This window comes from Marinigracilibium pacificum (assembly GCF_012926615.1).
In the GTDB taxonomy this organism is placed as follows: Bacteria; Bacteroidota; Bacteroidia; order Cytophagales; family Cyclobacteriaceae; genus Mangrovivirga; species Mangrovivirga pacifica.
The window spans coordinates 177,798-198,211 of record NZ_JABBNU010000010.1 but is presented as its reverse complement, the minus strand read 5'-3'; the positions used below and the strand labels follow the sequence as shown (position 1 = coordinate 198,211).

Sequence of the window (20,414 nt, the reverse complement as noted above, 5' to 3'; positions counted from 1 at the left end):
TGTATATCAATTTAGATTGAGGTAGAGGTATTTTTTAAAATGATAAAAGCATAGCGGATTGAGAGAAATTAAAAACATAAAGCTCTATCAAAAGTATTTTAAGAGCCTCATTGAATTAGAGCGTGAAGAGGAAATGGCAACTCAGTTAATGGAAATCAGGACATTATCTGGAAAGGAGCGTCAAAGGAGAGGAAGAGCTATTTTGGATGTCAGAGGTAAGGATGCCGGTACTGGATTAGGTGGGACTTATCTCGTTAGACTGGGTGGAAGGGGGAAACTACCTGATACTCAAATAAGTGTTGGAGATCTAGTGATTTTAAGCAGCGGAAACCCTTCAGGAAAAGAAGAGCATGCAGTTGTTACAGAATTAACAAAGGGGACCATTACTGTAGCTTATCAAACAATGCCTCCACATTATGTATATGGTAAGGGAGTAAGGGTTGACCTGTATGCCAATGATGTGACGTTTAAAAGAATGTCTGAAGCAGTAGGTAAACTTAAGCCTCACCAGGTTTTATCAGATTTATTGCTATTTCATAGAGATCCGGAAGTTGATAGTAATAGTGTGGTTGACCCGGAATTTATTAATCAGAATCTAAACGAGAAGCAAAAATTTGCAGTTAAGAAATCTCTTGAATCAAAGAATATATTTCTATTGCATGGACCTCCGGGAACAGGTAAAACTACCACCTTAACTGAAATAATGATTCAGCATGTAAAAAATGGAAATAAGGTGCTGGCAACTGCAGATTCAAATACTGCAGTGGATAATATGGTAGAAAAGCTGATAAAATATGGTGTTAAGGTGTTAAGAATTGGAAATCCGGCCAGGATTCATCCTGAATTAATACCAGTTTGTCTGGATTATCAGATTCAAAATACAGAAGGTTTTCAATCTGCTACAGCCATTTGGAATACTATACATGAATTAAAACAAGATCAGGAGAAGTTTACTGTCCCTAACGGGCAAAACAGGAGAGGATTATCTGATCAGGAGATATTAAAATTTTCACGAAACAAGACTACTTCACGAGGAATTCCAATTCAGAAGATCCATCGAATGGCTAATTGGCTAAAGATTCAGCAAAATGTTAATAAGCTTGTTGACGACGCCAAAAAGTTAGAAGAAGAAGCAGTGAGTGATTTAATAAACTCTGCTCAGATAGTTTTATCAACCAATAGTGCTGCCGGAGGTGAGGTTTTAGAGCCATACAAATTTGATGTGACGGTAATTGATGAATGTACTCAATCTGTAGAACCATCATCCTTAATATCAATGACCAAGTCAAAGAAGTGGATAATGGCAGGCGATCATAAGCAATTACCTCCGACAGTGATTTGTGAAGAGGCTGAGGCTTTACTTCTATCACTTTTCGAAAGATGGATAAACGGATATAAAACCTCTAGTGTCATGCTGGAAGTTCAGTATCGTATGAATTCCGAGATTATGAAATTTTCCAACAGGGCATTTTATGGGGGACAATTAGAAGCCGCGGAATCAGCAAAAGATAAGCTGCTTAAGGATTTGAACGGTTTTAATTCACCTGATAAATTCTACGACCCTCAAAATTATAGTCTGATCCGACCTGATTTACCTGTTTCTTTGATAAATGTTGCCGGGAAAGAGGCAAAAAAGGAAGGGGCATATTCTTATTACAATGAAGAGGAGGCTAGTGAGGTTAAAAAAGTAATTGATGCTCTATTATTTTCTAGAGTTTTTCCTGAAGATATAGGTGTAATTAGCCCATACGAAGGACAAGTGAGCTTACTAAAGAAAATAATAGATGTTCAAGGGCTTGAAATCAAATCAATTGATGGTTTTCAGGGCAGGGAAAAGGAAATAATAGTATTGTCTCTGGTAAGATCAAATAATAAAGGAAGAATTGGCTTTCTTACGGATTACCGAAGGCTTAACGTGGCTTTGACACGGGCTAAAAAGAAGTTATTCATAATTGGTAATGTAGAAACCTTAAATATGAATAAGTATTATTCAGCTCTGATAAGGCAAATTGAAGGATCAGATCTTTCGGTTAATATCGACGACTGATCTGATGGTACTTACATAATTATCAATATGGTCTTCAAGAGATTTTCGTTTGTATTGCATTATGTATCTGGGGTGAGGTAAAGCAACGATCTTATCTACAAGCTTTTCTTTTTCATTTAGTTTTTCCAGATAATCCTGGTTTTTACCACCACCCAGACTAATGATTTGTTTTTGGGGTCCGACAATATTAATGAGCTTTCTAAGCTGGTAAACAGCATAATCATAGATTTTGTTCTTTAAGCCCTTATCATCGTAGTAGTTCAGGTTTTTACCATCTTGCTCAAAGCCAAGAGGAGAAACAGCACTAACAATAACATCATTATAGTAAAGTTCCGGACCACCATAAGCATCTATCATTTTGTAAATGAATTGAGATGAAAGTTCGTGTTTTTTATTGTAATTATTCGATATTCCTAATATACTGTCCATAAACACAGGGTCAGTAAATGGGATCCCGGTAACGCCAGCTCCAAATCTTCCGGGGTTAATACCAAGAATTATTGTTCTGTTTCTCTCGTCCTTATAATATTTTTCAAAGAAAAGTTTAATGTTTTCAAGAGTTTGCTGACTTTCATAAGGGTACAAGACCTTTATGTGGGCGGGAATATTTTCGGCTGGAAAATTCTCTTGCAATTGTGAATGGTAAACAAATAAATCTCTGGAAAGCATAAACAGTTTCTACTATAATAAAGTTTGCTAAATACTATTATTGTAAGTTATAATTGAAAGATATAAACTTCAAATATTTGGCAGGTAAGATACATGTTGAATTAGATATAAATATGGCCAACACTAACTCATTATTTACGTTCTGAATTAATGATTTGAGTTAAATTAAATGAATAGTGATATCAAACATATAAATACATCGGTTACAGGGATGACCTGTGCATCATGTGCTACTTCGTTAGAGTCGTATTTAAAGGAACTTGATGGAGTAGCTTCAGTAAACGTGAATTATGCTAATCAGTCTGCAGATATAAAATTCCATCAAGACCTTGTAAATGAAGAGATGCTGGAGTCTGCTGCCAGGAAAATTGGTTATGGATTAATTCTTGGATCTGCCGGAGAACAGGTTAAAGAAACAGAGCAGCGCGAAGGAGTAAGACTGGCTCTATTAAAAAGGAAGCTAATCATATCAATAATTTTCACAGTGCCGGTATTTATTATATCGATGATTCTGAATAATCAAATTCCGTTTGCAGCAGAAATATCATTGATGTTTAGTATTCCGGTATTATTTTATGCAGGAAGCGAATTTTATGCTAATGCATATAAGAGAATTCGACATGGACAGCTTTCCATGGATACTTTAGTTGCCTTGAGTACAGGAATAGCATTTGTATATAGTGTATTCAATACAATAAATCCACAATACTTGTTGTCACGAGGTATTGAGCCACATATATATTTTGAGTCAGCAGTTGTAATTATTACTCTTATTCTAATAGGCAGATTTCTTGAAGAACGTGCAAAATCGAAAACAACATCTGCAATAAAAAATCTTATTAAGCTTCAACCTTCTACCGTATCAATTATTCGAAATGGAGAAGAGATTGAAGTTTCCGTTGAGGAAGTTATTGCCGGGGATCTGGTTTTAATTAAGCCAGGAGCAAGAATTCCAGTAGATGGAAAGATAAAGAGAGGAGAGAGTTACCTCGATGAAAGTATGATTACAGGTGAGCCTGTACCTGTTTTTAAAACAAAGAAAGACATTGTTTATACCGGTGCCGTTAATGGAAATGGGGCTCTTAAGGTACTGGCAACCAAAGTAGGCTCTGATACTCTGCTTTCCCAGATTATCTCGATGGTACAAAATGCTCAGGCTGATAAACCAAAAGCTCAACAAGTTGCTGATAAGATTTCAGCTGTATTTATTCCAATAGTTATTGCTATTGCAGTTGTTTCAGCTTTATGCTGGTATTTCATAGGTCCTTCACCTGAATTATCTCATGCAATGTCTGTATTAGTTACTGTGCTGATTATTGCATGTCCATGTGCCCTTGGTTTAGCTACACCAACAGCTTTGATGGCAGGTATTGGTAATGGAGCTGACCAGGGAATTTTAATCCGTAATGCAGATAGTCTTGACTCTTTACATAAAACAGATATCCTGGTTTTAGATAAAACTGGTACAATAACAGAGGGAAAACCACAATTAAAAGAGATTGTATGGATGAATGGGCTTGGTCCTAAAGAAAAAAGAGAACTTGAAAGTTCAATATTTTCACTTGAGAAGCAATCTGAACACCCATTGGCAAAGTCAATTATTGATGGGTTACAAAATGAAAATCACAACATAGTTGAAATAGAAGTAGAAAATCCTCAAAATCAACCAGGAAAAGGTATTGTAGGGAAAATCGAGGGTACCAGCTTTGCCATTGGAAACTTAAAGATGATGGAGGATCACAATGCCCGGTTGTTAGATCCATATATAAAGGCAAAGCATATTGAATATGATCTTAAAGCAGGTACGAAAGTCTATGTTTCAAGAAATGGTGAAATTGTATGTTTTGCTATTATTGAAGACAAGGTTAAGCCTGGTATAAAAGAGGCAATAGAAAAGCTAAGAGATGAGGGTGTAGAGGTTGAAATGCTGACTGGTGACAATCATGTAACGGCCAAAGCAGTTGCAAAAGAAGTTGGTATCAGGCATTATCAATCAGATTTGATGCCTACAGATAAGGGAAAGATCATAAAAGAGCTTCAATCAAAGAATTTTAATGTGGCGATGGCTGGCGATGGCATTAATGATGCTGAAGCACTGGCACTTGCTGATACTGGAATTGCTATGGGAACAGGAACAGATGTCGCAATTGATAGTGCAGGAATAATATTGATGAAAGGTGATCTTTCTAAAATTATCCAGGCAATTAAATTAAGCCGGAATTCAACTAATACCATAAAACAAAATCTATTTTGGGCATTTATATATAATATTGTTGCTTTGCCAATCGCAGCCGGAGTTTTATATCCAATTACCGGATGGTTACTAAACCCGATGATAGCTGGTGCTGCAATGGCGTTTAGTTCAGTTTCAGTTGTTACAAATAGTTTATTATTAAGAAATAAAAGATAATTTATAACTTATGGAAAGTATCAAATTCAAGACAAATATAAATTGTGGAAACTGTATAAAATCAGTTACACCCTTTCTTAATGAACTTGATGATGTAGACGAATGGAAAGTAGATACGGATAATCCGGATAAGATTTTATCAGTTACTTTTGATGGCGATGCAGATCCGCAGCAGGTTATCGATGCTGTGGTGAAAGCCGGATTTAAGATTGATAAAATCTAATTTTATTTAGAATACTTAATATGCGAAGTTTATTAGTTGTAGTTATATCTATATTGGTTATATCCTGCGGTAAAACTAATGATACTTCGCATTCTCATTCCAAGATAAAATACAGGGGAGTTAGTCTTGTAGCTCCACCACAACCATTTGATCCTGTATATTTTGATTCTCTTAAAGAAATGGGAGTTTCCCATGTAGCAATTATCCCTTTTGGATTTTCAAGAAACGGGCATACCAAAGTTGTTTTTAATCATTCACGACAATGGTGGGGAGAAAAAGATGAAGGTGTAATACAGACCATCAAACAGGCTCATGACAAAAATCTTGAAGTATTACTAAAACCTCATATCTGGGTTCCTGGAGAGGGCTGGCCGGGTGACTTTAAGCTTGATATAGATTCAGTTGACCAATGGTTCAGTAATTATACTGATTATATAAGGAATTATGCCAGGGTAGCGGATTCATTAAATGTGGAATTATTTTCTATTGGAAATGAATTCAGGCATCTGACTAAAATGTATCCGGAGAAATGGAAAACATTGATATCAGATATAAGGACTATTTATAAGGGTAAAATATTATATTCAGCTAATTGGGACAACTATTCTGATATTCAATTTTGGGATGAGGTGGATATAGTCGGTATTAATGCTTATTTCCCGCTTCCGGTCAAAAATGATGATTCGTTAAATATTGAATCATTAAAAAATGCCTGGGATCCATGGTTACAAGAATTGAAATCATTTGAGAATGATATAAAGAAGCCGATTATTTTTACTGAATATGGTTACATGAGTAAAACCAATTCACATAAAGGTCATTGGTCGGTTGAAAATGAAAGCTATAATGAAGAAAATCAGGCTCTAGCTTATGATGCGTTGTTATCGGTTTTCAGAAATGAGGAATGGTGGTATGGTGGATTTAGCTGGAAATATTTCATGAAAACTATTCCCAGCCAAGAATTCCACCAAAGAGATGCTTTTATTTTTCAAGGGAAAAAGGCTGAGGATATTATAAAAAAGCATTATAATTCAGGCTATTAGATTACTTTTTCTCAAAATCCAGAGAAACTGAATTAATACAATATCTAAGTCCTGTTGGATTTGGTCCATCATCAAAAACATGTCCCAGGTGACCACCACATGACGAGCATACAACTTCTGTCCTTAGCATACCCAAAGACTTATCTTCAATTAGTAACACATTCTTTTTAGAGTAGGGAGCATAGAAGCTCGGCCATCCGGAACCACTATTAAATTTGGTATCTGATGAAAATAATTTGGTACCACAAGCGGCACAGGTATATACACCATCATCATAATGTTTATCAAATTTTCCTGTAAACGCTCTTTCTGTTCCTTTTTCTCTTAGAACTTTATATTCTTCATCTGTCAAAACAGTTTTCCATTCACTGTCAGACTTAACAACTGTGAATTTATGGTTGTTCATAGATTCTACATTTTGTGGATCTGATTGCCCGCAGGAACTGAATAAAACAGCTGAACTGATTAATAAAATAAGAATTATTCTATTCATGATTTCTCAATTATTGACTTTTGATAGCTTTTTACTGTTATAACGGATATTAAATCATATAGATTGGATGATTTTCTTACATTTTGTTAAAAAAATTATCACAAAAATGTTACGATGGCATGCTGTTTGAAAATTATTGAAAAAAAATCAAATTTTTAACTTTATGATAATCAGCAAGTTTTATAATCTTTCAGCCCTATTAGTTATCTCTTTTTTAATTTTAGCTTCTTGCTCTGACGACAAAACTTCACCGAATGACAGTAAGTTAATTTATGATGTTAAAATGAATCCTTCGAGTATAGCAACACCCTATGAAGCTGATTCAAATAATATTGAATTACTATTTACCGACGCATCATTTAGTCTGGAGGAAGTTTATTTTCATGCCGGAAGTAATAAAACAGAAATCGAAATAGAGAGTAATACCAAGACAAGATTAAATTTGTTGACCGGAGAGTCAAGTCCTGTATTACCTCAATTAAGTCTAGCTAAAGGAACTTATGAGAACATCAAATTCGGGTTAAAGCTTGATAATGAGAAGGATGATTATGCCTTACTTTTAAAGGGTGTATTCACAGATTCAGAGGATATTTCTATTCCTTTTGAGTTAAGAATATCTGATTATCTGGAGATTGAACTTCAATCAGAAAGTAATCTTGAATTTGAAGGTAAAGAACTAGTAGAGATAAAATTTAATGCCGAAAGAATTTTTGATAGTATAGATTCAGCTTTAATTTTTAAAGGGAGTAAAGATCAAAATAATATTCTAGTTATCAGTGAAGATGATAATAGTTCACTTTACGAAATGATACTTAAAAATTTAAAAGATAATGGGGAGGACGATTCTTTATTTGAAGTAAATATTGAGTTTGAAAACTAAATAAAGAATTTTCTTGATTTACTTGCAAACAGGGGGCTAAAATTAGCCTCCTATTTTATTTGTACATCTTTTTTAAGTTATAGATAATTTCCTCAAGCCCATTCATTTTGATTTCTAAAGTCGTTTCTAGCAATACACCTAATTTCCCTTGTGGAAATCCTTCACGTTTAAACCACTCCAGGTAGTGGATTGGCAGATCTGCTATTAATCTGTCCTTGTACTTCCCAAAAGGCATTTTGACAGTTACTATATCCTTAAGTATTTCCTTATTGAACATTCTTTACTTGAGCATTTTATAATAGAAACTTTTGATCTTTTCAGGGTTATGCCCCATAAAAAATCGAATCAAAGCTACTCCATTAATGAAATTAACCCACAACCAAATGTTATTTTTATACTTTCTTGATGATACTTTAATTTCTTTCTGGATAATATGATAACCATAGATGTTCAAATTTTGATGATAGAACTCAAAGTCCTCCATTATTGAATACCTTTCATTAAACCCTCCACTGCTTTCAAAATCTGACTTTCGAATAAATAGTGATTGATCTCCACCTCCAGTAAAAAATCCTTTCTTTCCAGACAGATATGAATTAATTCTTAAAAATGATAGTCTGGATCTTGGTTTAAGCTTCATTTTAAACCCACCCATACGATGACCATTTTCCAAAGCTTTGATTATTGACTTTTTAAAACAGGTAGGAGGACGGGCATCAGCATGTAGGAAATACAGAATATCGTTGTTTGCATTTATTGCTCCGAGGTTTAATTGAGATGCTCTTGAGCACTTTTTAGAGTTCAGCCATTTGATATTATTTGATTCCGTGATAGCACCTTTAGAATTATCAACACTTCCACCGTCAACTATAATTATTTCATCAGTGGAATCGAGACATGAGGTTAGGTAAGGAATAAGTTTTTTTAAATTCTCTTCTTCATTAAGTACCGGTATAATAACTGATAAATTATTGTTCATTTAGATTCCAGTCATATTCCATATAATTAATAGATGCATCGCTGTTAATTTTGGTATAAGAGTATTGGTTCAGATATTCAATAAGAGAAATTTCCTTGGTAAAATCTCCTTTAAACCAGCTAAATATTTTAGATATGTAGACTTCACCATCATCTTTTATAATGTTTCTCTTTGAGTCATTTATAAACCATATAGCTTGTTCTTGAAGCTGACTATCTAATTTTTCTGCTGTAAAAGCCTCATTTCTTAATGGAGGACAAGAAAATGAAGCACAATTTATGGCAAAATGAATTCTGGGTTCTTTAAACTGTTTTCTTAAAATTCCGTGTTCAATTTCATCAAGATTAAAGTCAACTCCATTTATCTTAAAAAACTTCCTATGCCACACCGTTTTAACTAGTGGAATCATTATTGTGGGATGAAGATCTTTAATACTTTTTACCGGGTAATTATCAACTATTAGTTTTAATGTGAATCCGTTATATGCATTAATCCAATAAGCTAATTGTTCATTATCACTCCAATTTTGAGAAGGAGGGTTGTTACTCAGTGTTTCAAGGTAGTTGTCTAGTATATTTTTGTTTTCCCTAAGACCTTTGTAATCAACCATTCCTTGATCATCAACATACTTTTTGAGCAATGTTGAGAAAGGTGAATGGTCTGGGGGTGTGGTATTTTGAGCAAATTCAAATGTCTGACCATTACAACTTGCCAGACTTATTAAAGAAACAAATATGATAAACAGATAACGCATAAAACTTTTTCGATTATGCAATAATATAATGATAAGATGAATCAGACTTCATTAATTTGTTGGCATACGGACATATGGGTATAATTTTTCTTGATTCCTTTTCTGACAATTCCACAACTTTATCGACCAGAGCACGACCTATTTGCTTACCTCTGAGTGAATTTGTAACAAAAGTGTGTTCAATAATGATATACTTCGTACCTGATCTTGAATATATGATTTCTGCTAATCTTCGTCGATTAACTCCTGGAATGTAAAAAACTCCCCTGGTTTCTCCATCACGGTGATTTATTTCTATTGCTTCGTTCATTTCTAAAAATCTTGAAGTAAATTATAATAGTAAAATAGCAAATAATTGCCCTGGTTCTTATGTAACCGTTTGCGTAAAATCAATAATTCAGTATCAATATAATGTGATTTTATAATTTGATGACAAAATAAGATTGCTTTCAAAAAAAAACTTGAAATTATTTTTGGGAGCTAAAAAGCATTTTGGATAAATCTCAATCGTTTGCGAGAAGTATTTGAGATTCAATTCACTGGAAAACACCAGTTAAGTTTTACCTCGATTATTTGTTCAATTTAACCAGCGGTTTATATTTGACAACTGTATAACCTAAGTAGACATTAATTACGACAACTCAAAATGGAGGTGAAAGCATGTATTTTCGACCTGGACGGGGTCATCGTTGATACGGCAAAATATCACTATTTAGCCTGGAAAAGATTAGCAGAAGAACTCGGAATTAACTTTACCGAAGAGGATAATGAAGAGTTGAAGGGTGTTTCCCGAATGGATTCATTAGATATTATTCTTAAAAAGGGAAATAAGGAAATTTCTCAAGAGAGAAAGGATGAACTTGCTGCTAAGAAAAATGATTGGTATTTAGAATTCGTCAATGAAATGACACCTGGAGATGAACTACCAGGAACCCTCGATTTCCTTAAAACTTTAAAACAGAATGATATCAAAATTGGTCTTGGCTCTTCAAGCAAGAATGCAAAGCTATGCCTTACCTTGCTTGATATGATGGATTTCTTTGATGTTATAGTTGATGGAACAATGATAACAAAAGCTAAACCTGATCCTCAGATTTTTCTAATGGGAGCTGAGCAATTAGGTGTTGCTGTTGAAAATACAATTGTTTTTGAAGACGCTGTTGCAGGAATTGAAGCAGCACAGAATGGAGGTTTCCTGACAGTAGGAATCGGAAATCCTGATGTGTTAAACAAAGCCACGATAGTAAAACCTTCATTGGCTGAAGTTACCATCAAGGAGCTTGAAAGTTTGAAATAACCCAAATAGATAAACATAAATACTGTATGAAAGATTACATCATCCATGATGAATGGAATATAATTGAAGAAGGATTCGATCCTGAATTAAACCGTGTTTCAGAAAGTATCTTTTCACTTGGTAACGGTCGAATGGGACAAAGAGCCAATTTCGAAGAACAATATTCAGGTGATTCTCTCCAGGGTAATTATGTAGCGGGAGTTTATTATCCTGATAAAACCAGAGTTGGATGGTGGAAAAACGGATACCCAGATTATTTTGCAAAAGTACTTAATGCTGCAAACTGGGTGGGTATAAATATCTGGATTGACGGTGAAGCTCTTGATCTGGCTAAGGCAAAAGTTTCTGATTTCAGAAGAGTGCTGAATATGAAAGAAGGGTATCTGGAAAGGTCATTCGTTGCTACACTTCAAAATGGAAATCAGGTTGAGGTAAAAGCTACACGTTTCTGCAGTATTGTTGATGATGAAACAGGTGCAATTGAATATAAAATAACAGCTAAGAACTTTTCGGCTCCAATCAAAATTGAACCATATATTGATTTTGATGTTGTGAATGAAGATTCAAATTATGATGAAAAGTTCTGGAATAGTGTTGATCAATCAGCATTTGATGGATCAGCGTGGGTAACAGCATCAACTAAAAAGACCAACTTCTATGTGTGTTCTGCAATGAAATTTGCAGTAGTTCACAATGGGTCAGAATTAACTCTCAACCCTGAGCTGGTAGAGAAAGAGAAATATGCCTCAAACATTATCGAAAGTGTAATCAATTCAGGTGAAACCGTAACTATTTATAAGTATGCGGCAAATATCTCATCTGAAAATCATAAGATCGATGACTTATCGAGTGTTGCAAATGAGCAGTTAGCAAAAGTTTCTTCCAAAGGATTTGACCAAATGAAAAAAGAGCAGGCTGATGCCTGGGCTAATAAGTGGGTTGAGTCTGATGTTGTTATAAAAGGTGATGTTGCTGCACAACAGGGAATTAGATTTAACATATTTCAGTTAAATCAAACTTATACTGGTGAAGATCCAAGACTGAATATTGGTCCTAAAGGATTTACCGGTGAGAAATACGGTGGAAGTACTTACTGGGATACTGAAGCATACTGCTTGCCTTTCTATATGAGTACTTCTAATAGTCATGTTGCAAGAAATCTACTGGTTTACCGCTATAAGCATTTGCAGAAAGCAATTGAAAATGCTGAAAAGCTAGGCTTTAAAAATGGAGCTGCTCTTTACCCAATGGTTACCATGAATGGTGAAGAGTGCCATAATGAGTGGGAAATCACTTTTGAGGAAATTCACCGTAACGGAGCAATTGCCTATGCCATATATGATTATACCAGATATACAGGTGATAAATCTTACTTGGGAGAGTACGGTCTTGAAGTCTTAATCGGAATTTCAAGGTTTTGGGCACAACGTGTGAATTGGTCTGAGGCTAAACAAAAATATGTAATGCTAGGTGTTACCGGACCTAACGAATATGAGAATAACGTTAATAATAACTGGTACACTAACTATATCGCTGCATGGACATTGAGATATACTCTTGAGTCTATGGATTATGTTAAAGAAAATAATCCGGAAGATTTAAAACGTATTTCTGGTGCAGTGAACTTCGATTTTGATAAGGAAACTCAAAACTGGAAGAAGATCATCGATAACATGTACTATCCTTATGATGAGGAAAGAAAGGTATATCTTCAACAGGATGGTTTCCTTGATAAAGAATTAATCCAGGTTAAGGACTTGGCTAAGGAAGACAGACCAATAAATCAAAATTGGTCGTGGGATCGTATTTTAAGATCTTGTTTTATCAAGCAGGCAGACGTACTTCAAGGTTTATATTTCTTTGAAGATGAATTTACTGAAGATGAAATTAGAAGAAATTTCGAATTCTATGAGCCAATGACTGTTCATGAGTCTTCTCTTTCACCATGTGTACATTCGATTCTTGCTTCGAAATTAGGAATGGAAGACAAAGCCTATGAGATGTATCTTCGTACTGCAAGATTAGACCTAGATGATTACAATAATGATACAGAAGACGGGTGTCATACTACTTCAATGGCAGGAACGTGGATGGCAGTTGTCAAAGGGTTTGGTGGTATGGATATTAAAGATGAGAAATTGCATCTAAATCCATTTTTACCTTCAAAATGGCAAGGATATTCTTTTAAGATTAACTACAGAGATGTTGTCTTAAAAGTTGATGTGTCTAAACATGGAGTAGAAGTAACCAACGAATCTGGTGAGGACCTTGATATTATTTTCAAGGGAAGTCCAATTACTGTTGAAGGTAAAGCCAAAAAAGAAATGGCATTCTAATTAGTTGAAGACATAAATTTTAAAAAGCCCGGTCAAAAGCCGGGCTTTTATTTTATGTGAGGGTGAAAATTGTTGTCAGATAGAAAGAATGGAATTAGATTTAAATTTAATTGCTTAGGGAAGAATATGGCTTATTGCTGATTATATCTTCAAAAAGGTAATTTTTGTTAAACAGATTGAAATATAACTTAAAAAAGTAAATGATCATGAATATAGTTTCCTGGAATCTGAATGGAATCAGAGCAGCGGTAAGAAAAGGTTTTTTAGATTCATTATCTCAACTTCAACCCGACATACTTTGTGTTCAGGAAACTAAAGCCCAGGATGATCAGGTTCAGGAAGCTTTAGAGGAATTGGATGGGTATCATGTATTTTCGAATAGTGCAGAGAAAAAAGGATATTCCGGAACCGCAATTTTATCAAAACACGAGCCCTTATCTGTTACAAATGGAATCGGAATTGACGAACATGATAATGAAGGTAGAGTATTGACTGCAGAGTTTGAAACTTTTTACCTGGTAACTGTATATGTTCCAAATTCATCCTCAGGACTTAAAAGGCTTCCGTATAGAACTGAATGGGATAAAGATTTTTTAAAGTTTTTAAAAGGATTAGAGAGCAAAAAACCTGTTGTAGTATGTGGTGATTTTAATGTGGCACATCAGCCAATTGATATTGCCAGACCCAAATCGAATTACAACAAGACTGCCGGATATACCCAGCAAGAAATCGATGGAATGACTGCTTTCATAGAATCAGGTCTGGTTGATACATTCCGATATTATAACCCGGAAACAGTCGCTTACAGCTGGTGGAGCTACCGTGCAGGAGCCAGAGAAAAGAATATTGGCTGGCGTATTGATTACTTCCTTGTAAGTGAATCATTGATTGGTGATATTAAAGATACCGGAATCCATCCTGATTATTTCGAATCAGATCATTGCCCTGTTAGTATAAAACTGGAAGTTTAATGTATTCCAAAGAAGCCGCTTCAGCAATAAGGAAAGAATTCTGGACAAAACTGGGACAGTTTATGAAGCCTGTCCCTTCTGCTGATGGATTAAAAGTAAACTGGATCAATTATAAGACCGGGGTTAAAGGGATCAGGTTTAAACTGGATGCAAAAGATAAATTGGCCTGGTGTGGTATTGCTGTCGAGCATAAAGATGCAGATATCAGTTCCTTATTATTTGATCAATTAGTTGAACTTGAAAAAATGCTTGAGTCAGAATCCGGAGAGGAATGGATTCTCAATGCACCGGGAGAATATCGATATGGTATACCCCAACCTGGTTATTATCAGGTGCTTGAAGGAGTTAAAATAATGAACGAAAACGACTGGCCAGAGATGATTTCATTCTTTAAAAAGAATTTGATAATTCTGGATGAATTCTGGTCGACTGCTAATTATGCATTCGAAATTTTTAAGGGATGAAATTGATATATCTTTTTTTGCTTTTAATTCCATCTGCCTTGTTTTCTCAGACTCAGCCAATCGAAATGATGGTTGAAATACCGGCTGGAACGATTGAAAAATACGAAGTAAATAAAACTACCGGCTTAATTGAACAAGACTCCGTTGACGGAAAGCCTCGGGTGATTGACTATTTAGGTTATCCAGGTAATTATGGATATATAAAGGGCACATTACTATCAAAATCAGATGGAGGCGATGGTGATCCATTGGATGTTATATTGCTTTCTGGTTCAGTATCGAAAGGCACGATTTTAGAGATCATTCCAATAGGTGTTTTGCGATTAAAGGATAACGGTGAATCTGATGATAAAATTCTTGCCGTTCCTTTAGGTCACCCGAAAAACAATTTGCAAAATCTTAATACCTTTGAAGAATTGATGGCGAAATATCCCTCAATAGCCGAGATTATAAAATCATGGTTTCTAAACTATAAAGGAAAAGGCAAAACAAAATTTTTGGGGTGGGAAGATGAGGTTTTTGCACTAGACCTTATTGATGCATCGAGAGTTGATTAGATCTCGATAATAAAATTATCTCCTTCAGTAAAATATTCTCCATTTATTAAATATTCGTAAGTATCAGTGAGTTCTTCATACCCTGGAGTATCTACATATCGTGGGATTTTATATATTCTATCATCCTTTTTCTTGAATGGTGGCTCAATTTTTGAGCTGAATAAAAATGGAAAAACAGTTTTATTGCAACTTAAGGCAATTATATCAATTGAATATTGATCGTGATAATTTTGAAGTCTGGTATTGATATTTTCGAAAAACTCTAAAGCATTGGCAAGTCTTACTCGTGAACCCGCTCTTGATTTTCCTTTGGTTTTTAAATACTTGAGTTGACTTTTTCCCTGCTTCTTTCTAACCATATATGATTTGAATACTTTATGTTCAAGTATTTCCTCTTCGTCACATAGTGCAAGGGCAGCATGACCTGTTTCAATTAAAGCAATGGTAAAATGTCTGGATACCTCTGTAACCTCACCGTTTTCATAAATGGAGGGCAGGGGAATGCGGATAAAATCCCGTTTATCTTCTTTAGAAACAATGATTCTGCATTTTTCAGGTTCATAGGTGATTTCAATATCCGGATCGGAGTTGATTTTTTCCAAAAGGTCATTCAATGAATCAATATCCAGAATCTTTCTTTTCATATTGTCAAAAATATCATTTTACTAGCATTTTTCAATCCGAGTTCATGATTATAAATTTTGTACATTTTCGTACAAAACCTGTTCAATACTGAATAGTTTTTGCTTGGCTATCAATTGTTAACTTGTTGTAAATAAAGTGTTTATGTGTTTGGTGAGATAATTGTATATCTATAATCAAACAATTGAAGATATGAGAACATTTATAGCATTTTTACTTTGGATGATCCTGTTAGCAGTATGCTGGCCGTTGGCACTATTGGTTTTCTTCTTATTTCCGGTAGTCTGGGTACTTTCTTTACCCTTTACAATATTGGGACTATCAATCGAACTTGCATTCAATATATTAAGAGATCTGATTTTATTGCCTTTCCGAATTTTAAAGATGGCTATAAAGTAAATTATCCCTTGACTTTTATGAATAAGGTTGTAATATTATAGTAATGTCTATCATTATTTATTTTTCTTTCAACCTTATACTTATTATAAAATGTCAATTAGCATTTTATTTATTTTTAGATTTTTGATAGCATCATTATTAATACCAAATCATAATAGTTTAGAAGATGAATGTCCTGCGGAAAAATATCTGCAGTTGGGTCTTGAACAACGAAAACATGACTTGTATGATGCTCTAAGTTCATTTAATAAAGGTTATCAGTCTGCAATTGAATGTGACGAACAGGAACTTATAGTTTTGTCAAAAATTCGCAGTGCTGAAGTTTATTTCATGTTAAATGATATTGATACCGCCCTTTCAATATTGAAGAGTAATACTATTTTAATACAAAGGATAAAAAATGAGCGTTTAATTCTTCAAAATAAATTAGCTCTTGGGTTAGGGTATTATTACCAGGGTGAATATCATCATGCCGAATCAATTTTAAAAGAGTCACTAGACCTGGCAAAACAAATTGATAGTTCATTCTATGCTAAGGCATTGAATAACATTGGGTTGGTAAAACATGTGCAATTTCAATATGATTCTGCCCTGAAATATTATCTATTAGGTTATGAGGTGAAAAAACGTATGAGTAGTCAGACAAATCTGGCAAGTACAGCTAGTAATATCGGGTCAGTTTATAAAAAGATAGGTAATTATCAGGAGGCTCTAAAATATCTAAATGAAGCTATTTATTATGATTCAATAAACCAAAATCCAATTGGAATAGCTCAAAGTCTGAACAATATTGCAGCAGTATTTATTGATGATAACCTGCCAGAAAAAGCCATACCTGTTTTACTAGAAGCATCTTCTAAATTTAAGGAATATGGCTATCTAAGAGGTTTTGCAAGCACTCAGTTTAATCTAGGGAAATTATATTTTGATACAAAGTCAAATCCATTACTTTCAGAAGCATATTATTTTTCTGCTGCTCAAATTTATGATTCATTGGATATGGGTGAAAATGAGTTTATCACCTATTTGAGTCTTGTTGAGTTAAAACTGTCTGAGAATCAAACTGAGGAAGCCTGGAGTTATTTTTTGAAAAGTCAAAATAAATTAGAAACTATTGACTCTTCAAGTATTGATATGAGTAAATACTATTTTATAAATAGTGAATTGAATAAAGAAATAGCAAACTATCAGAATGCTTACCATTATTTAAAGAAGTCTTATGAATTAAAAGATTCATTAAAATTTTCAGAACAGAAAAGCAGGATTGAAGAAATAGTAGAAAAACAAAAGTATCTGCTTGCCAGTCAAAAATTGGAGTTAGCAAACAAGGAACATCGACTTGAGATAATATCAGACAGAATAGTATTAGTCATAGTTATTCTAATATTGGCTTTTGTGATTTTCTGCTACATATACTTTGTGCAGTTAAGCAAAAGGAAAAATGCAGAATTTAGATATTCAATAGAAAATGAAAAAGCTGATTATAGGAGGCTCAGGATACTTGAATTAGAAAAGGAACAGCTTAAAACATTGCTAGAGCAGAAACAGGAAAGTCTGTTAAACCAACGTTCATTAATTCAGGAAAAGCATAAAATTCTAGGTGATTTAGGTAACGAAATTAGTGAGATAATAAAGAATGACTCGGTAGAAGATAGTGTTATTAGAAAAAGTATAAAGGACATTCTTAAGGACTATAATAAAAGAATTGATTTTGATTCTGAAAAATGGTATCGCCGGTATCTGGAGAGTTCTGCATGGAGTGAGTTTAACCAAAAACTTGATCAAATAGGAGGAGGGTTAACTGAAAATGAAAAAAGACTTGCCATATTACTTCGTTCTGATTTTAACTCTAAAGAAATAGCAATTGCAATAGGAGTTGCACCTAAGACTATTGACATGAGTCGATACCGTTTACGGAAGAAAATAGGGTTAAAAACCGGAGAAAGCCTAGTTGACTATCTGAAATCTCTGTAGTGATAAAATATGCCAATAAGCTCCAAAATAAGCATTTTTATTAGTGTTTGTAGAGATAATAATCCAGATTAATTTCTCAATGTAGGCATAATATAGATACAATGGTTTTTGTCAAATTTCGCAGTGGTTATAGATTTGAAATTCATCTTTTAACCAAACCATTGAAATATGTTAAAGAATAAACTTGGTTATTTAATAGCTCTATTATTGTTAGTGCTATTAAATAGTTGCGACAAAGAGGAAGTTTCTCCGACTGAACATCCTTCAAAAATTTCAACATCTATCAGATCCGTTTCTCCAAAGTCACATGACCGGGACATATTAGAAACAGGTACACCACCAGGTGTTAATACAAATTCGAATGCCAGAATTTCAGGTACAAACAAACTTGGAATGTGGTTGTGGTATCTGGAAGGAACAGGATACTCAAGCCATACAGTGTTGGCAAATGATCTGGCTAAAATGGGTGTGTCAAGGATTTATGTGAAAGTTGCAGATGGAACAAATATCTGGAAGGAAAATAAGGATAAGTCTGTTGTCAATGCCTATAAAAATGCTGGTCTGGAGGTATGGGCATGGGCTTATAATTATCCGGGAAATGAGTATGCCCAGGCTGATGCTGTTTATTATGCTGCCCGAGCAGGTTATGATGGATTTGTAACTGATATCGAAGTTGAATTCGACGGGAAGTCTACTGAATTACATAATCTCTTTAAAGAATTCAGGAAAGCAATTACTCAGGCTGGTAATGACGGATATATTGGTGACTTTAAACTTTATTGCACCAGCTGGGGAAATCCGAAGGACCATGGAATGAGGGTGGATATAATCGATCAATATGTCGATGCCCATATGCCACAGACCTATCTTGAAGTATGGGGAAATACCTATATGTCAAATGCCAGATACTGGGTCGATTATGGAACCAATGAATATAAAGCATTGGGATGTAAAAAGCCTGTCCATCATATTTTAAGTGCAGAATATAATACAATAACTTCCGGGCAGCTAAATGAGGCAATTCAGGCATCAGGATCTGAAACTTCAATTTGGAGAATACCTGGGGGAGGCACTTCTCTTGACATCTGGAAAACCCTTGAAAATGTTAACTGGTCAGCTAATTTTGGTAACCAAAATATACCTTTCAGGGATATAAGAGGTCATTGGGCTGAAAAGGAAATATCGGCGTTAATAAATAAAGGCTTCCTTTCAGGATATAGTGATGGTACTTTCAGACCTGACCAGAGCTTGACACGGGCTGAATTTGCGGCTATGATATCATCAACAATTAATCCGGCGATAAACCCGGATTTCCAGAATCGTTCATTTACAGATATTTCAAGTCACTGGGCGAAAAGTCACATATTAAAGGTGGCAAGAGCCGGATATTTGTCTGGATATCCGGATGGAACATTCAGACCTGATCAGCGCATTTCAAAATACCAGATGCTTATAGCACTTGCTAGTCATAATGGATTAACAAATGCTAATGAATCAGTTCTTAATTATTTTACAGATTATACCAAGATTCCAACCTGGGCTAGAAAAGCTGTGGCCAGGGCTGCAAAAAGTAAATTGATTGCTAATTACCCGACTTTAACAACTCTAGATCCACTAAGGAATGCTTCAAGAGCAGAAACTGTAATGGCTATTTATCAAATTTTGACCCTTGAAGGAAAAGTTTCACAAATAGTTAATAACAATAGAGTTACAGATTTAAACAGTACAGGATACATAAAAGGTGTGCCGTATTTTTATCAATTGAATAATGATTATAATCCGTATGGATCATGCCAAAATACATCTGTAGCTATGGTTATCAATTATTACGGAGGAAATACTTCGCCTGATGAAATTTCAGATAACTATGGGGGTACGGATAAAGGTCAGACTGTACCCGGACTTGAATCGATATTCAATTCGGAAGCTTCTTATTTTGGTTTGAATGTAAGAGTAAGTGGTACAACCAAAGGATCCCTGACCAGATTAAATCAGCTTTTGAAAGAAGGCAAGCCAGTTATTGCTCATGGTTATACAACTAGCTATGGTCATGTAATGGTGTTTCTGGGTTTTGATGGAACTTACTATACTGTCCATGACCCTTATGGCAAGTGGGATCAAAAAGCATATAGCTCAGGTTATTATAATAGTTCTACTTCTGGTAAAACAGTAAAATATCATAAAGATGCTATTAGGGAAGCATTTTCACCCGATGGACTTTTATGGATGCACGAAATATATTTTAAATAAGGTTAAATGGGAGGCTATCAATTGGT

20 protein-coding genes are annotated in these 20,414 nt (G+C 34.6%); 13 read left to right on the top strand and 7 right to left on the bottom strand.

Features of this window, described 5'->3' with window-relative positions; all coding sequences use genetic code 11:
* The first annotated feature begins 58 nt into the window (after nt 1–58).
* Nucleotides 59–2,047, top strand: a complete 1,989-nt coding sequence (locus HH304_RS16440) for an IGHMBP2 family helicase (protein WP_169683783.1) — start codon at nt 59–61, stop codon at nt 2,045–2,047.
* Here HH304_RS16440 and HH304_RS16435 read toward each other — a convergent pair.
* On the bottom strand, nt 2,018–2,716 hold the full coding sequence (locus HH304_RS16435) for a uracil-DNA glycosylase family protein (RefSeq protein ID WP_169683726.1): 699 nt from the start codon (nt 2,714–2,716) through the stop codon (nt 2,018–2,020). The two genes, HH304_RS16440 and HH304_RS16435, sit on opposite strands and share 30 nt — an antisense overlap.
* 169 nt (nt 2,717–2,885) lie before the next feature.
* On the opposite strand from HH304_RS16435, the gene HH304_RS16430 reads away from it, so the two are divergent.
* From HH304_RS16430 to HH304_RS16420, 3 genes are read left to right on the top strand one after another with little or no spacing between them, the layout of a single operon-like run.
* The gene (locus HH304_RS16430) at nt 2,886–5,126 is read left to right on the top strand and encodes a heavy metal translocating P-type ATPase (protein WP_169683717.1); all 2,241 of its coding nucleotides are present in this window, start codon (nt 2,886–2,888) and stop codon (nt 5,124–5,126) included.
* A gap of 10 nt (nt 5,127–5,136) precedes the next feature.
* Nucleotides 5,137–5,349 carry a heavy-metal-associated domain-containing protein gene (locus HH304_RS16425; protein WP_169683710.1) on the top strand — a complete coding sequence of 71 codons (213 nt, stop codon included), beginning with the start codon at nt 5,137–5,139 and terminating at the stop codon, nt 5,347–5,349.
* 20 nt (nt 5,350–5,369) lie between these two features.
* On the top strand, nt 5,370–6,392 hold the full coding sequence (locus tag HH304_RS16420; protein ID WP_169683706.1) for a glycoside hydrolase family 113: 1,023 nt from the start codon (nt 5,370–5,372) through the stop codon (nt 6,390–6,392).
* Nucleotide 6,393: 1 nt separating this feature from the next.
* Here HH304_RS16420 and msrB read toward each other — a convergent pair whose 3' ends face one another.
* On the bottom strand, nt 6,394–6,885 hold the full coding sequence (msrB, locus tag HH304_RS16415) for a peptide-methionine (R)-S-oxide reductase MsrB (protein ID WP_169683704.1): 492 nt from the start codon (nt 6,883–6,885) through the stop codon (nt 6,394–6,396).
* Nucleotides 6,886–7,048: 163 nt separating this feature from the next.
* Between msrB and HH304_RS16410 the strand changes: the two genes are divergently transcribed.
* Nucleotides 7,049–7,765 (top strand): hypothetical protein, encoded by a 717-nt coding sequence (locus HH304_RS16410; RefSeq protein ID WP_169683702.1) that lies wholly within the window; start codon nt 7,049–7,051, stop codon nt 7,763–7,765.
* Between the two features lie 55 nt (nt 7,766–7,820).
* On the opposite strand, the gene HH304_RS16405 is transcribed toward HH304_RS16410, so the two are convergent.
* The 4 genes from HH304_RS16405 to HH304_RS16390 are packed head-to-tail and all read right to left on the bottom strand — an operon-like array spanning nt 7,821 to nt 9,808.
* Entirely contained in the window at nt 7,821–8,042 is a 222-nt protein-coding gene (locus tag HH304_RS16405) for a DUF3820 family protein (RefSeq protein WP_169683699.1), read from the bottom strand.
* A 3-nt stretch (nt 8,043–8,045) separates the two neighbouring features.
* Nucleotides 8,046–8,744: a TIGR04283 family arsenosugar biosynthesis glycosyltransferase gene (locus tag HH304_RS16400; RefSeq protein ID WP_169683689.1), complete on the bottom strand. Its 699-nt coding sequence runs from the start codon at nt 8,742–8,744 to the stop codon at nt 8,046–8,048.
* Nucleotides 8,734–9,498 carry a DUF547 domain-containing protein gene (locus HH304_RS16395; protein WP_169683686.1) on the bottom strand — a complete coding sequence of 255 codons (765 nt, stop codon included), beginning with the start codon at nt 9,496–9,498 and terminating at the stop codon, nt 8,734–8,736. Before HH304_RS16395 ends, HH304_RS16400 begins: the two co-directional genes overlap by 11 nt.
* 13 nt (nt 9,499–9,511) lie before the next feature.
* Nucleotides 9,512–9,808, bottom strand: a complete 297-nt coding sequence (locus HH304_RS16390; protein ID WP_169683684.1) for a GNAT family N-acetyltransferase — start codon at nt 9,806–9,808, stop codon at nt 9,512–9,514.
* Nucleotides 9,809–10,144: 336 nt separating this feature from the next.
* Here HH304_RS16390 and pgmB point away from each other — a divergent pair, with 336 nt between their 5' ends.
* The 5 genes from pgmB to HH304_RS16365 all read left to right on the top strand — a co-directional run bounded on the left by pgmB (nt 10,145) and on the right by HH304_RS16365 (nt 15,123).
* On the top strand, nt 10,145–10,795 hold the full coding sequence (pgmB, locus tag HH304_RS16385; protein WP_169683676.1) for a beta-phosphoglucomutase: 651 nt from the start codon (nt 10,145–10,147) through the stop codon (nt 10,793–10,795).
* 26 nt (nt 10,796–10,821) lie between these two features.
* Nucleotides 10,822–13,131: a glycoside hydrolase family 65 protein gene (locus HH304_RS16380; RefSeq protein WP_169683667.1), complete on the top strand. Its 2,310-nt coding sequence runs from the start codon at nt 10,822–10,824 to the stop codon at nt 13,129–13,131.
* Between the two features lie 200 nt (nt 13,132–13,331).
* The gene (locus HH304_RS16375; RefSeq protein WP_271711662.1) at nt 13,332–14,102 is read left to right on the top strand and encodes an exodeoxyribonuclease III; all 771 of its coding nucleotides are present in this window, start codon (nt 13,332–13,334) and stop codon (nt 14,100–14,102) included.
* A complete protein-coding gene (locus tag HH304_RS16370) occupies nt 14,102–14,566 on the top strand; it encodes a DUF4268 domain-containing protein (protein ID WP_169683661.1) in 465 nt (154 codons plus the stop codon). Before HH304_RS16375 ends, HH304_RS16370 begins: the two co-directional genes overlap by 1 nt.
* A complete protein-coding gene (locus tag HH304_RS16365) occupies nt 14,563–15,123 on the top strand; it encodes an inorganic diphosphatase (protein WP_169683655.1) in 561 nt (186 codons plus the stop codon). Before HH304_RS16370 ends, HH304_RS16365 begins: the two co-directional genes overlap by 4 nt.
* Here HH304_RS16365 and HH304_RS16360 read toward each other — a convergent pair.
* The gene (locus HH304_RS16360; RefSeq protein ID WP_169683649.1) at nt 15,120–15,767 is read right to left on the bottom strand and encodes a hypothetical protein; all 648 of its coding nucleotides are present in this window, start codon (nt 15,765–15,767) and stop codon (nt 15,120–15,122) included. The genes HH304_RS16365 and HH304_RS16360 overlap by 4 nt on opposite strands.
* Before the next feature lie 190 nt (nt 15,768–15,957).
* Between HH304_RS16360 and HH304_RS16355 the strand changes: the two genes are divergently transcribed.
* The 3 genes from HH304_RS16355 to HH304_RS16345 all read left to right on the top strand — a co-directional run bounded on the left by HH304_RS16355 (nt 15,958) and on the right by HH304_RS16345 (nt 20,388).
* Complete coding sequence (locus HH304_RS16355) at nt 15,958–16,164, top strand: hypothetical protein (protein ID WP_169683647.1); 207 nt, start codon at nt 15,958–15,960, stop codon at nt 16,162–16,164.
* Nucleotides 16,165–16,254: 90 nt separating this feature from the next.
* Nucleotides 16,255–18,138 carry a tetratricopeptide repeat protein gene (locus HH304_RS16350; protein WP_169683645.1) on the top strand — a complete coding sequence of 628 codons (1,884 nt, stop codon included), beginning with the start codon at nt 16,255–16,257 and terminating at the stop codon, nt 18,136–18,138.
* Between the two features lie 168 nt (nt 18,139–18,306).
* Nucleotides 18,307–20,388, top strand: coding sequence for an S-layer homology domain-containing protein (locus HH304_RS16345; protein ID WP_169683640.1), 2,082 nt, complete (start codon nt 18,307–18,309; stop codon nt 20,386–20,388).
* The last annotated feature ends 26 nt before the right edge of the window (nt 20,389–20,414 follow it).